This is a genomic window from Pontibacillus sp. ABV4_188 (assembly GCF_056311905.1).
The window spans coordinates 4,037,209-4,051,819 of sequence record NZ_CM149975.1 but is presented as its reverse complement, the minus strand read 5'-3'; the positions used below and the strand labels follow the sequence as shown (position 1 = coordinate 4,051,819).

The 14,611-nt window shown below is 39.1% G+C and carries 12 protein-coding genes; 10 read left to right on the top strand and 2 right to left on the bottom strand.

All coding sequences use genetic code 11. From position 1 onward, the window contains the following. Nucleotide 1: 1 nt before the first annotated feature. From walK to ACYX4O_RS20170, 6 genes are all read left to right on the top strand, one after another. Nucleotides 2–1,885: a cell wall metabolism sensor histidine kinase WalK gene (walK, locus tag ACYX4O_RS20195; protein WP_476353555.1), complete on the top strand. Its 1,884-nt coding sequence runs from the start codon at nt 2–4 to the stop codon at nt 1,883–1,885. Further along, nucleotides 1,882–3,198, top strand: coding sequence for a YycH family regulatory protein (locus tag ACYX4O_RS20190; RefSeq protein ID WP_476353553.1), 1,317 nt, complete (start codon nt 1,882–1,884; stop codon nt 3,196–3,198). The genes walK and ACYX4O_RS20190 overlap by 4 nt, the downstream gene beginning before the upstream one ends. After that, nucleotides 3,179–4,048 (top strand): two-component system regulatory protein YycI, encoded by an 870-nt coding sequence (locus tag ACYX4O_RS20185; RefSeq protein ID WP_476353551.1) that lies wholly within the window; start codon nt 3,179–3,181, stop codon nt 4,046–4,048. The genes ACYX4O_RS20190 and ACYX4O_RS20185 overlap by 20 nt, the downstream gene beginning before the upstream one ends. After that, entirely contained in the window at nt 4,045–4,848 is an 804-nt protein-coding gene (locus ACYX4O_RS20180) for an MBL fold metallo-hydrolase (protein ID WP_476353549.1), read from the top strand. Before ACYX4O_RS20185 ends, ACYX4O_RS20180 begins: the two co-directional genes overlap by 4 nt. A 69-nt stretch (nt 4,849–4,917) precedes the next feature. Then, a complete protein-coding gene (locus tag ACYX4O_RS20175) occupies nt 4,918–6,141 on the top strand; it encodes a S1C family serine protease (RefSeq protein ID WP_476353547.1) in 1,224 nt (407 codons plus the stop codon). A gap of 58 nt (nt 6,142–6,199) precedes the next feature. Beyond that, entirely contained in the window at nt 6,200–6,379 is a 180-nt protein-coding gene (locus ACYX4O_RS20170; RefSeq protein ID WP_476353545.1) for a CxxH/CxxC protein, read from the top strand. Nucleotides 6,380–6,877: 498 nt separating this feature from the next. Here the strand turns inward: ACYX4O_RS20170 and ACYX4O_RS20165 are convergent, their stop codons facing one another. Next, complete coding sequence (locus ACYX4O_RS20165) at nt 6,878–8,359, bottom strand: Na+/H+ antiporter NhaC family protein (RefSeq protein WP_476353543.1); 1,482 nt, start codon at nt 8,357–8,359, stop codon at nt 6,878–6,880. A 22-nt stretch (nt 8,360–8,381) separates the two neighbouring features. Beyond that, the gene (locus ACYX4O_RS20160) at nt 8,382–9,785 is read right to left on the bottom strand and encodes an NAD-dependent malic enzyme (protein WP_476353541.1); all 1,404 of its coding nucleotides are present in this window, start codon (nt 9,783–9,785) and stop codon (nt 8,382–8,384) included. Between the two features lie 135 nt (nt 9,786–9,920). Here ACYX4O_RS20160 and ACYX4O_RS20155 point away from each other — a divergent pair, with 135 nt between their 5' ends. From ACYX4O_RS20155 to rlmH, 4 genes are all read left to right on the top strand, one after another. Beyond that, nucleotides 9,921–11,222, top strand: coding sequence for a Glu/Leu/Phe/Val family dehydrogenase (locus ACYX4O_RS20155; protein WP_476353539.1), 1,302 nt, complete (start codon nt 9,921–9,923; stop codon nt 11,220–11,222). Nucleotides 11,223–11,584: 362 nt separating this feature from the next. Continuing rightward, the gene (locus ACYX4O_RS20150; protein WP_476353537.1) at nt 11,585–12,778 is read left to right on the top strand and encodes an Alp7A family actin-like protein; all 1,194 of its coding nucleotides are present in this window, start codon (nt 11,585–11,587) and stop codon (nt 12,776–12,778) included. Between the two features lie 13 nt (nt 12,779–12,791). After that, complete coding sequence (locus ACYX4O_RS20145) at nt 12,792–13,418, top strand: hypothetical protein (protein WP_476353535.1); 627 nt, start codon at nt 12,792–12,794, stop codon at nt 13,416–13,418. A gap of 99 nt (nt 13,419–13,517) precedes the next feature. After that, nucleotides 13,518–13,997, top strand: coding sequence for a 23S rRNA (pseudouridine(1915)-N(3))-methyltransferase RlmH (gene rlmH, locus ACYX4O_RS20140; protein ID WP_476353533.1), 480 nt, complete (start codon nt 13,518–13,520; stop codon nt 13,995–13,997). Nucleotides 13,998–14,611: the final 614 nt, after the last annotated feature.

The window sequence follows — 14,611 nt, the reverse complement described above, 5'->3', positions numbered from 1 at the left end:
TATGAAGAAGGTGGGGTTTTTTCAATCCATTCGTTTGAAGTTTATTATCATTATTACTCTTTTGCTTTTGTTTCCGATCCAAGTAATCGGTGCCTATTTCTCACAGCAGCTTGAGCAAAAGTTGAACGAGAATTTTGAAGAGTCTATTACAAATAACATTGATATATTGAATATACAACTGGAGCAAGCCTTCTCAAAGGAACGCTCAGGAGATGGTCAGACATCAGAAGATGGTCAAACCTTAGAAGAGGAAGTACAGTCCATTCTAAACGATTTTAATGCGGAGAATATAACAGAACTTCTTGTGGTGAATAGTAAGAGTCGTGTATTAGGGGCAACGGAGGATTCTGATCAAAGTAAAGTAGGGAAAAGGTTACCTCTCCCTGAAATACAACGTACGCTCTTGCTTGGAAGGGTAATGGAACCCGATGCCAAAGTAGACCAAAAAGGTCATCGTATTATGGTGAGGACCTATCCTATATACCAAGAGGAAAATGAGCAAGATCAGGCTCAAAATGAGCAACAAGAAGTAGTTATTGGGGCTATTTATATTAAAGCTTCTCTTGAAGGTGTATATGGGCAACTCCAAGACATTAACAGAATTTTTGCTAATGGTACGTTTTTAGGCGTTTCGATTTCCGTCTTGTTAGGGATTGTCATAGCGAGAACCATAACAAAGCCTATTACAGAAATGCGAAAGCATGCCAAGATTATGGGAGCGGGAGATTTTTCCCAAAAGGTTAATGTGTATGGAAGGGATGAAATTGGACAGCTTGCTGTTTCTTTTAATGAGCTAAATGACAAATTAAAAATTGCCCAAGCTACTACTGAAGGTGAGAGGCGGAAGCTTAGTTCCGTATTATCAAATATGACAGAAGGAGTTATTGCGACAGACCACACTGGGGCAATCATTCTCATGAATGAACCGGCTTCAAGGTTACTTGGCCAAGAGATTGAAGATGTTCAAGGAGAGTCGCTTTTAAGCGTTCTAAGTATCAACGACCGTCTTGATAACATTGCAGACTTACATGACAAGGAATCTATTATTATCGACTTTAGTGAGGGCGATCAACAACTTTTACTAAAGGCGAGTTTTACTGTGGTTCAATATGAAATGGAAGAAATGAATGGGTACATCACTGTGCTAAGCGATGTGACTGAACAAGAGAAGATTGAGCGGGAACGAAGAGAATTTGTGGCAAACGTATCCCACGAATTGCGGACGCCTCTAACGACAATGAAGAGTTATTTGGAAACATTAACCGAAGGCGCCTGGGAAGACAAAGAGATTGCTCCACGCTTCTTAGACGTTACTCAAAATGAAACAGAGCGAATGATTCGTCTTGTTAACGATCTGCTTCAGTTATCCAAAATGGATAATAAAGATTACAAATTGCATAAAGAGAAAGTCAACTTTATTGGATTCTTTAAAACAGTAGCCGAACGTTTTGAAATCAATCAAGATGATCACATTAACTTTAAGCATCATTTACCAGACAAAGAAGTGCTAGTTTGGATCGATAAGGATAAGATGACTCAAGTGTTAGATAACATCATCTCTAATGCGATTAAGTATTCTCCAGAAGGAGGAACGATTACTTTCCATTTAGAGGTGAAGAAGCAGCAACAAAAGCTCCATGTATCTATCTCTGATGAAGGCGTCGGTATCCCTAAAGAGAAGTTAGAAAAGATATTTGAACGCTTCTATCGGGTGGATCGAGCTCGATCTCGTAACTTAGGTGGTACTGGGCTTGGTTTAGCAATTTCCAGGGAAATGATTGATGCACATGGTGGCGAAGTATGGGCCGATAGTAAAGAAGGAGAAGGGACTAAGGTTACTTTCACACTTCCTTTACTGAAACAACCGCAAGGGGATGAGGAATGATGTGGGAGTACTTAAAGTCGATCGTGTTAGGGCTCCTCGTAACCATTAGCTTACTGGTTACGTTCGCTCTTTGGACATATCAGCCTGAATACGATGAATTGAATAACGGCGAGAACATTTTAGAAGTTGAAACGAAGTTAACGAATGGTATGCAACAAAGTTTAACGTCTATTATTAATCCCGAACTCCTTTTATTTCACCAGAATGGAAGGCACTTTACATTAGATGAATGGAGTAAATCGAAGACGTTATATGACAATATTTTAACTTGGCCATTAACGGATTTTAGTGAAATAGAAAGGGGAAGTGGGATAGAAAAAGATTCTGCTATAGAAATCATTTATCCCACTGGTATCCCGCTAAGTACATTAGCTAATACGTTTACATTAAATGAGGAGATTGAAGAAATACTTGATTCTTCGTTTATTGTAGACCGTATATTTATTTCTTTAGCTCCTAACGAATCCAATAACTATGTTTATTTTGTATCAGATGACAATTCAAATATTCAAGTGAGAGCAATGCTGCGTTATAACGTTTATGACAATGTCGATAAATACTTGGTGGATTCTGAAGTCCAAAGGGAATACTTTAATGCGTTTGAAGATCGTGAAGTACCTATCTATTTACCTGAAGCTCAAGTAACCTTGCCTAAGGAACAACTACAAGGCGGGAATATTGAAGTAGATACGATGAAGAATATTTTGTTTAATAACCCTCAGCTAGTTAAGAGGAATGCAACGACTAATGGTACCTTTTATAATAGTGATAATCGATTGTTGCAAATTGGTCCGGGCGATATGCATATGAGATTTCAGCAATTCCAATCAGAAGACTCTCAACCTTTGTCACGCGGAGATATTATTAAGCAAAGCATAGATGATATAAATGACCATAACGGTTGGACCGATGAATCTTACAGGTTGTTTAATATTGATTCGAGTGACAATACGATTGACTTTAGAGATTATAAAAATGGTTACCCTGTGCTAGACCAAAATGAGTTGGGTCATATTACACAGATGTGGAGCAATCAGGATTTAATAGAATACAGAAGACCTTTAGTTCGTGTGAAGTATAATTTAGGTTCTGAACAAAAGTCACTCCCCTCAGGGAGAGATGTTCTATCTTATATTGAAGAGAACAGAGACCGATCTGTATATTTAATTGAGGATATTAAGATTGGATATACAATGAAAGTGAAAAGTTTCCTTGTTATATATATGACACCTGCTTGGTTTATTAAAGAGGGCGGAGAATGGAAAGAAATCGATTTTGAGGGGGCAATGAATAATGCAGTGGGGTCAAATTAAAACACTTTTTATTCTATGCTTCTTAATATTAGATGTCTTTTTGGTAAATCAATTCATAAACAAGACTGAGCAAGCACAATATGTGCTTTTGCCTGATACAAGTATAGAAGAGCAGCTGGAAGCAGAAGATATTCAACTTCAAAATATACCTAAAGATTCCCCAAAAAAGACGCGGATATCTGCAAAAAGGTACGACTTTAACGAAGAAGACGAAGAAAAATTAGAGGAAAGAGAGAATCAAATCTCAACAATTGGAGAGAACGGTAAAATATTGACTTCGAAGTTTAAAGAACCTGTGGAAATTGATTTAGAATCTGATGATAGTAAGATCTCTAGTATTGTGAAGGAAGAAATTCTTTTTGGAGATGAGTATGAATACTGGGGATACAATGAAAAGTGGAATGTGTTAATATTCTTCCAGCTCCATGAGGAGAGTCCGATTTACTTTAATGAAAGCGGGGTTGTCCTAGTATCCTTAAATGAGGAGAAGACCGGTATTCAAGGTTACTTGCAAACGCGTTTGGATGAAGTTAAAAGTAGAGGTGAAGAACAGGAATTGATCAAACCGATTCAAGCGATTAGCACGTTGTTTAATAAGAATAAAATTTATAATCAAGATACTGTTACCGAATTCGATATAGGATATTTTACATTAGTACCCCTTCAAGAAGTAGGTAATGGTGTGCAGAGTTTCTCTCCTACATGGAATATACACGTAAATGAAAACCGCAATTACTTTGTGAATGGACTAGAAGGACAATATATTGCTAAAGAAGAAGATGAATTTTTAAAGCAAATGAACGAAAAAAAGAGTGATCTGGAACAACCAATACGGGGTGGAGAATCATGAGTATGCACTTTAGCGTCCTGGCATCAGGAAGTACCGGCAATGCTTTTTATATAGGTACGGAAAAACAAAAATTATTAGTGGATGCAGGGTTAAGCGGAAAACAATTAGAGCGAGTTATGTCGCAAGTTGATCTAGACCCTAACGACCTAAATGGAATCCTTGTCACTCATGAACACAGTGATCACATTAAGGGACTAGGTATAGTAGCTAGACGTTACAACTTACCAATCTATGCTAACGAAAAAACATGGAAGGCTATGGAAGGCCACATTGGAAAGCTAACGACTGACCAAAAGTTTGACTTCCAAATGGAAACAGTCAAAGCGTTTGGAGATTTAGAAGTGGAGTCTTTCGGTGTATCACATGATGCGGCTGAGCCTATGTTTTATGTATTCCGTCATAACGGAAAGAAGGTAGCATTAGTGACGGATACTGGGTATGTTTCAGAAAGAATGAAGAAGACAGTAGAAGATGCTGATGCTTATATATTCGAGTCGAATCATGATGTAGAAATGCTACGAATGGGACGTTATCCTTGGAATGTCAAACGTCGCATCTTAGGGGATAAAGGGCACGTTTCTAATGAGGATAGTGCACTTGCTTTAACAGATATTATTGGAAACTCAACAAAACGTATTTATTTAGCCCATTTAAGTCAAGATAATAACATGAAAGACCTCGCCCGTATGTCTGTTGGGAACATGTTAACAGAACGCGGTATACCTTTAGGGGATACAATTGACTTATTTGATACAGACCCAAACCATGCTACACCGATTTATACGCTGAATGACGTTTAAGAAATGTGTAGTGAGGTAACGGGGGACTAGTATACGATGTAGACTGGTTCAGAAAGGATTGAGGGTTCAATGGGCTATTATGATGATCAAACCTCTTCTAGTAACAGACACAAGCGTCCGGGATGGATTATGCCAACTTTTGTGGGTCTAATTTTGGGTGCTGTGTTAATCGTGCTGGCGTTGCCCGCACTCATTCAATCGAATATCTTGCCATATGATCTTTCGTCACAAGATAATGATGACCAGGTTCAAGCAAATGAAGAGGAAGAGACACCCACTACGGACAGCGTAAACCTTGATGTTACAACCCAAGTAACAGAAGTTGTGAGCGAGGTCCAAGAAGCGGTTGTAGGCGTTGTTAAAATACGTGAATCTTCCGGCTTATTTCAGCAACAACCATCTAGTGGCGGAGAGGCAGGAACAGGATCAGGAGTCATTTATAAAAGGGAAAAAGACAAGGCTTATATTGTAACGAATAACCATGTTGTGCAGGGAGCTGACCGAATAGAGGTTTCCTTAATTGATGGAGCCCGTATTGAAGCAGAACTAGTTGGGGCTGATCCATATACAGACTTAGCGGTATTAACAGTGGATGGATCTAAAGTAAATAAAGTTATAGATATTGGCGATTCCTCAAAGGTTAAAGTAGGGGAACCAGCTATGGCTATTGGTAGTCCACTTGGGTTAATGTTTGCTGGGTCTGTGACGAAAGGGATTATAAGTGGAAAACAGCGAGCTATTCCGCAAGATTTTAACGGAGATGGACGAATGGACTGGCAAGCTGAAGTCATGCAAACAGATGCAGCGATCAATCCTGGAAATAGTGGGGGAGCACTCATTAATATTAAAGGTCAATTGATCGGTATCAATTCCATGAAAATTGCCAAGTCAGCTGTTGAGGGAATTGGTTTTGCTATCCCGATTAATAATGCTGTCCCGATTATGGAGGATATTGAAGAAGATGGTGAGGTTACAAGACCGTTTATGGGAATTGGAGCCGTGTCGTTATCGGAAGTTCCTCGTTCTCAACAAAAAGAAATTTTAGGTCTTCCTAGTGATGTTAAGGGGGGCGTTGTCATTGATAACGTTGAAACTGCTTCCCCAGCTGATCAGATTGGACTTCAACAATATGATGTTATCACAGAGCTAGATGGCAAAGAAATTTTAAGTATTGTTGATTTACGAAAGCATTTATATAAGAATAAAAACGTTGGTGATGAAATGTCGGTGACGTTTTATCGAGATGGCCAAAAGCAAGATGTAACGATGAAGTTATCCAATCAAAGTTATTAAAAGAAGCGGGAACAACCAGTTCCTGCTTTTCCTATGTTTTAGAGAGCGGGGTGTAAATATGAAATTGTTTGTCTGTCAGGACCATGTCGACCGTGGCATTGATGTAATTGTGGATGAATGTGAAACGTTCCCTAATTTAGATAAGATAGAAGGATCAAACGATTTATCCACAACCTGTGAGTATTGCAGTGGATTAGCTACATATATAGTAGCGAACGCAGGTTCTTCCACCAAATAAGGGAATGTTTCTGTGTATATGTGGATAACTTTGTGAATAACTTGTTATTCACTTCCTTTTCTTGTGAATGCTGTTAAGAGAAGAGGGCTGTGGATAATTATGTTGATAAGTTTGAATAGTCATACAATTTTAATTAATTATGGTAAAAAGCCGCTCGTTTCTTTAAAAGAAACGGGCGGCTTTTTTGTGTTCCTTTAGACATAATTCTTAAGGGCTAGGTGTAAAAGCATTTAAAATAATTTAATCCAAACTAATAATTTTTTTAATAATATATTTAATAACATACATATAATGTACTATAAATTAAATTAAAGTAAGGAGGGTATATGTCTAATATACTAATACTGCAACATGGTTCATTTTTAATTCCAGGTGATGAAGGATATGAAACACACCCTCTTAAAATTTGAAATGTGGCTGTGGATAAATCTCTGCATATGATCGTTAAAGAACAATGTGAATGACAAACGAGGACTCCTAATTAGGAATCCTCGTTTGTCATTTTTCTGGTTTTATTTCTTCACCGTTTTTCCCTGTATACCTGAGCCCCCAGCCCGTTATGGCTGATATGAACATGACCAGTAACAGAAACCACCCTTGAAAAACGAAAGGGAATACTTCTGTGGGTCCAACCACTGGTAAGAAATCATAATCCTTCGCTGCCCCTTTAATTGTTGCCCATGCAAGTAATACGCCCCCGCTCCAGGGGAAGATATACCCTAGAGAAGAAGATACAGTGTCGAGGAAGTTTGCTCTTCTATAAGGGTGGATATTAAATTCTTTACCAATTTTCCTTACAAAAGGGCCTGCTGTAATTTCTGCGGCCGTATTAATGGTAATAAAAACATTTAAAAAAGCAACAATGGCGAAAATCGAGAGTTCAGCTCGTTTCACGACGCCATTAATGACCTTAAGGAAGAAATTCTTTATGGCTTCCATGGTACCTGCCAGTTCCATTAGGTGAGCCGCTGCCAATATAAAGAGTATAAGGATTGCCATGTTAAAATATCCCCCTATCCCATTCATTAATGCTCCCCCAATCGCGGCTTCCCCTGCATCATTACGATAAATGTGTAAAACCTTGCGAAGCGGTACACCTATTACAATGATCATGAGTATAGATGACACAATGCCAATCGTTAAGGAGGTTAATAAATGACGCCCTGAAAGAGCAAGGGTTAATACGATAGCAAATGGAATGAGCATGAGTAATCCTGTAGGAGTAACTTGCTCTTGTAGTTGCTTAAAGGCCTCTTCATTTCCTGACTGCTCTCCACCTCCAAAGATTACGAATAAAATAAGAGCCGGTATAGCTGCCGTGATGGAGTACTTAAAGCGAGACCGAACGACACCTGGGACATCAGCTTCTTGGGTTGTAGCAGATACAATTGTAGTATCTGAAACAGGGGCTAAGTTATCGCCGAACACAGCTCCGCTTAATATTGCAGCTAGCAGTATAACCGGATCAGCTCCCAATATAATACCAGCAGGGAACATCAGAATACCAAACGTCGCAACGGTTCCATATCCTGTTCCAACCGCTGTTGAGAAAACACCAGCTAATAGGAAAGTCAGTCCTGTGATATACCCACCCTCAAGTCCTGTTTCAAATCCAACCCATATTAGTCCTTCTACTAGCCCTCCTGCTGCAAGGAGTTTAGCAAACATTCCCGCCCAAAACCAAGCAATCACTGCAATAATACCGATTGGTTGGGCCATACCTTCGACGAGCCCTTGAGCGTAATCTTTCCAAATAGATTTACAGAAAAAAAGTCCAAGCGCTACACCAATGACCATACCTAAAACAAGGGCCTCCTCTGTTACTAACTTTGTTACGCTTAAAGAAATGGCCCAAACAATAAAGAACACGAGGGGGAGTGTGGCGGTGAAGGGGCCACCACGGAACGCTAAATATTCAATGTCTTTTTTCCCTATAGCCTCCTCTGCATCCTGCTGTTGTTTTTTCTCATCTTCTTTCATATGTGTTCTCCTTTCAGTGGTTTCAATCAAGCTCGATTTGGGCTACTCCTGTTGTAATCGCGGCGTTTATGACTGCTTGTCGAATAGTAGGTACTACTTCTTTGTTGAAAACACTTGGAATGATATACTCTGCGTCTAACTCATCTTCTTGAATGGTGGAAGCAATGGCTTTAGCTGCGGCAAGCTTCATTTCATCATTAATCTCTTTAGCACGGCAGTCCAATGCTCCTCTAAAGATACCTGGAAAACACAAGACGTTATTCACTTGATTGGGATAATCAGATCTTCCTGTAGCAATGACGGCTGCATAGGGTTTAGCCTCTTCAGGTCGAATTTCAGGGTCTGGATTAGCTAGGGCAAAAACAATAGGTGACGTAGCCATTTGTTTAATGTCAGCTTGCGTTAAAAGTCCAGGGGCAGACACGCCAATAAACACATCGGCTTCTTTAATAACCTCGCATAATTCTCCTTCTTCTTGGTTTGGATTTGTTTTATTAGCGAATTCGTTCCATCCGGGTCTGTCATACTTTTTACGGCAATGAAGGGCCCCCTCAACGTCAACACCGATGATATTAGTAGCGCCAGCTTTTAAGAGCATATTCGTGATTGCCATCCCAGCAGCCCCAATACCACACACGATGATCTTACAAGTCTCAATAGGTTTAGAAACAAGTGTAAGAGCGTTTAATAAGCCTGCAAGTGCAACAATTGCTGTCCCGTGTTGATCGTCATGAAATACAGGGATATTTAATTCCTGCTTAAGACGTTGTTCAATGGAGAAACAGTTTGGAGAAGCAATGTCTTCTAAATTAATTCCGCCAAATGTAGGTCTGAGGGCTTTAACGATGGTAATAATCTCTTCAGGGTCTTGTGTGTCTAAGCAAATAGGGTAAGCATCAATATCAGCAAACTGTTTAAAGAGCATAGCTTTGCCTTCCATAACAGGCATGGCGGCCTCTGGCTTGATTTTCCCCAGACCAAGTACGGCTGTTCCATCTGAAATGACAGCGACACAATTCTTCTTAACTGTATACTCGTGAGCAAGTTCCACGTCCTGATTAATGGCCTCGCATACTCTGGCGACTTCCGGTGTGTAAACTCTAGACATATCGTCTCGGTTATCAATTTTGATTTTAGGAACGACATGTATTTTACCTCCGGAGTGGGCCAGGAACGTTTGATCTGTTGTATGTTGAATAGAAATTCCATCTAACTTTCTTAATTCGCTTATAATAAGATCTTGAGTATTTTCTTGATTAACGTTAATACTTAAATCTCGAACGGTCGTATTTTTGTTTTCCTTTATAACGTCTATAGCAACTAAATCCCCACTGTTTGAGCTAATAACAGTTGCAATTTGTCCAAAAGAAGCCGTCTGTTTGTCTAACTTTAGTCTTAATATAAAGCTCATGCTTACTTTACTCATATTGAAGATGTCCCTTCTTTAACAATAGTGTTCTTATCTTTCCAAATGAGTAAAGAAATATAACGGATCTTACATAACGAAGCAGTTTCAGTGACACATTAGGAGTATGTAAACGTACGAGAGGTAGGGAAAGCTATGGAAAAGCATAAAGCAGAAGCAGATATCGCTACGCATGATCAAAATCCTTATAAAATCGTAAAACAATTACTAAATGAATCAGTAAAGCAGTTAGGCTTGGATGAAAGTATATACCACATATTAAAGAAACCCATGAGAGTGATGGAAGTCTCCATCCCTATACGAAAAGAGGATGGATCCGTTGAGAATTACACTGGATACCGTTCTCAGCATTTGGATGTACTAGGCCCTTGTAAGGGAGGAATTCGTTTTCACCCTTCCGTTACCTTGGATGAAGTAAAAGCTCTTTCTATTTGGATGTCTCTTAAGTCAGCTATTATTGAATTACCACTTGGAGGTGGAAAGGGAGGCGTCATTGTAAATCCAAAAGACCTGAATCAAAGAGAATTAGAAGAGTTAAGCAGAAGCTACATCCGAAAAATAACGCCAGTCATTGGCCCTGAAAAGGATATCCCTGCCCCTGATATGAACACAACTCCTGAAATTATGGCTTGGATGATTGACGAATACGACAAACTTCGAGGCTATAATATACCAGGGCTTATTACAGGAAAGCCTATTATTATAGGAGGTTCTGAAGGACGTTTGGATGCCACAGGGCGAGGTGTTGTTATTCACATACGAGAAGCGGCAAACGCTTTAAATATAGACTTATCTAGGGCTACGGCTGCCCTGCAGGGATTTGGAAATGTAGGGAGCGCAACGGCGAAATTCTTGCATGATTCTGGTGTTAAAGTTGTAGCTGTTACGGATGTATCAGGCGGAATCTATAAGGAAGATGGATTGAACATACCAGCCTTATTAGAATTCATAGGGGAGGGGAATGTCATTGCCGACTTCAAAGAGTGCGAATCTATCTCAAATGAAGAGATGTTTGCTCTTCCTGTAGACATTCTTGTGCCAGCCGCATTAGAAAATCAAATTACAAGCGAAACGGCTCCTTCTATACAAGCAAAGATTGTAGCAGAAGCAGCTAACGGGCCAACAACTCCAGAAGGGAACAAGATCCTAGAGGAAAAGGGGACTTTTATAATCCCAGATATCTTATGTAACGCTGGTGGTGTAACGGTATCGTATTTTGAATGGGTACAGAATACAATGAACTACTACTGGAAGGAAGAAAGGGTAAATAATGAGCTTGAAGAAAAAATGATTGCTGCCTTTAAGCGTGTATATAAAATGAAAGAAAATAAAGGCTGTGAAATGCGTGAAGCTGCTTATATGGTTGGTATTCGACACCTCGTATTGGCTCTTCAAGCTAGAGGATGGATCCAAAATGGAGATCTTTCAAAATTGTAAACGTGGTCACAATTTGAATACGTTAAACGAATAGATATGAAATGGAGAGAGAGGTGGTTCATCTTCTCTCTTTTTTTAGTTTGTATACAAATATGTTTACTTGTATACAAATTAGAAAGCATGTATACAAAACTGTAAACATAAAGTACACAATATTGTTTACATGTGTACAAACGCGTAAACATACTGGTATAAAGCTATGTGTACATATTGCGTATACATGTAAACAAAAAAATGTACACATGTACACAGAATTGTCGACAAAAGAAGACATTGACTGTTGTTTAAATCTTCTATATCTTTTAATTAACGGAAGAGAGACTCTAGTCATTAACTTCAAAAAAAGAAGGGGAGCTAGTTTCATGACAAATTCAAGAATTGCTGCTGTAGATGTTGGTAATGATGCCCTTAAGGCATTGTTTGGTAAATTAGATTCGGAGCTTTACATTCCAAATGTTATCGCTCGAGATATTGAAGATCGTCCTGTAATTGGAATAGAAGAATTGGACGAAAAAAATCCGGTGGATAACCTACATATCCGGGTGCATTCACCTGCACTAAAGGATAATAATGCGATTTATCGTGTAGGTAATCTAGCAACGAAAGGGAGTAACCCTACTGAGCTAGACCCAGGAAGTAGTAAATCTGAAGAAGACCAAACCCTTGTGATGCTATTTGCTTCCTTAGCACTTGATGCAGTGTCAAGAGAAGATGGCTCACGGAAGCACCATGGAAATAATCGTAATGTAGTAGAAGCTAATTACACGCTTGGAACTGGATTACCCCTTAGAGAAGTAAAAGAAGGTAAAGACGTAGGCTACCGCTCTCAACTACTAGGGTCGGTGCACCAAGTAGAATTCCTTGTAACGCCTAAATATCAAGGGATGAAAGTCAATATCAAGTTTGACGAAGTGAAAGTCTATCCAGAAGGATTTGCGGCATTTGTGAATCTAGTAATGGATAATGATTTAAATGTCATTAATAAAGATTTAATTGATAAACAAATCCTGATTCAGGATATTGGTGGTCTATCAACAGATATTGCTGTGATTCGTAACCGCAACGTCGATGACGATAAAGCTCAAGGATTCAATCTAGGTGTAGCAGAGTCATTAGAAGCCATTCGGGACGAAATCCGTACAAAACATGGAGTAGAGTTAGATAGTCGTCGCGATGTTGTAGATATCATTACGCGTAAAAATGATCGCCATCACATCATGGTAAAAGGAAGTCGGACAAGCGTTCATGATATTACAGACCGCATCCTTTTAGAATTAGCCAAAAAACAATATCGCTACCTTCGTAACGTATGGCAACGAAACTCTCAATCTGAGATCTGCTATTTTGTTGGAGGCGGTTCTGCCGTATTAAAAGAGTACTTAAAATCGCTGAATAATAGTCTTGATGGATTTAATATTGAATTCTTTGAAGACGAAAACGAGAGCATCTGGATGATGGCCAATGCATATTACAAGCTAGTGTCAGATTTCGTGCGAAAGACGAACAAAGATAAAAAACAGGAGAAGCAAAAACAAGAAGCAACTTCTGCTAAGTAGATAGGGAGATTTCATGGGAGATTCTAAAAAGGGTGTTCAACGAGGCCAGGCAATTACGTTTCGCATTCCCTCAGATACACCAGATTACGTTTTAAAACAACTCCAACATCTGAAGGAAACAGAAAAGCGAAACTTCTCCAGTCGAATCGCTCAGTATGTATTACAAGGCGTATCAGAGACACGTTCGAGGGAGAAAGAGACGGTAACAGTTTCTTTACCAAAATCATTAACGAAAGAGCAGCGCAATTGGCTTAAGCACGAGCATTCTGAGGCTTTAATCGGAAGTATTCTCTATCAGCTGCTTATGGACCCTATTCGCGCTACCTCTTTATATGCATCGTTACACAACAATGCTTATGATTTTGATGATGTGTTAGAACTCCAAGAACAAGTAGAGGCCGCTATTCAAACAAAGTCCCAATCGATAGCCTCTGGTCAGAGTGAAGCTTTGCCACATGATCAACGCAATTGGCAAGCGAATGAAGCGGCATCCACCACTGAGGTAAACTGGACAACAGATGATGATCTTGATGATATCAATCTTGATCACTTGCAAGAGGAGATTCATAAGAAGGAAGAAAAAGTGGAGTTTGACGAAGATGACCCACTAGCAGACTTCTTTTCCTCTATGAATAAGTAAATTCCCCCCCCAAAGCTCATTAAGGCTTTGGGGTTTTTTATACTCTTACGCCGTTTCATGATACGATACAAATAAGAAATGGAATGAAGGAGTAAAGCGATGAAGATCACTATTATTTCTGTTGGAAAACTTAAAGAAAAATACTTAAAACAAGGGATTCAAGAGTATGAGAAACGACTAGGTTCCTATGCCTCTATTGATTTAATCGAAGTACCAGATGAGAAAGCTCCAGAAAACTTAAGTGAAGCGCAGATGGAAGAAGTGAAGCAAAAAGAAGGAGATCGGATTCTGGCTAAGGTCAATCCCGACGCCCATGTCGTTACGCTTGAGATTGAAGGGAAAATGCTCACCTCAGAAAAATTAGCCAAAGAGTTAGACCAGCTTGCTACTTACGGGAAAAGCAAAGTGACCTTTATTATAGGAGGGTCTTTAGGGTTAAGTGATGAGGTCATGAATCGTTCTGACTTTGCCTTATCCTTTTCTAAAATGACTCTACCTCATCAGTTGATGCGCCTCGTGTTATTAGAACAGATTTATCGTGCATTTAGGATTAATCGAGGTGAACCGTACCATAAATAGAGGCAAAAAATGCTGGAGATAAGGCGGTAAATGATCGCTTGAACTAGGGTTAGCTACGGGTATTTCTTCTTTTTTAAGCTCTTCGAAATAAAAATTATGAATTAGAGTAAACGTCTTAGAAAGGTTAACATCGGAAAAGTCGAAATCAAGTTCAACTTTATCAATAGTGCGAGAGCAACCATAAGATTGTTTTATGGTCACAGTGTTTAGCAGGAGCTGAATTAGCTACTTTTTCCTTTCTCTAGATGACTGTTGATATACTTGAATGTACTTTTCTAATAAAACCCTTACCAATTCTTGCGGGATCATTATAGAGTCTGAAAAAGAACTTGTGATTAATCGTAAGGAAGCAGAAACTGTTCAATTTATCTTTAGATTATATGCAGAGGGGAAAGGCGTTAAGTTCATTTTTCTTTCGTTGTAATTCATTTTTTTGGTTTGAGACCTTTTGTAACCTTTCTTGCAGAATAGCAACAGGAAAGAGTTTCTTTGTTTTCTGATTACATTAGATGTAATTGGTATTAATAAATATAGATGAAATTAGGCACTCATTTTGTGAGTGTTTTTTTGTTGCTCTTAATATTAGTGTGTAAACGTATTTTATTAAGCGGTGT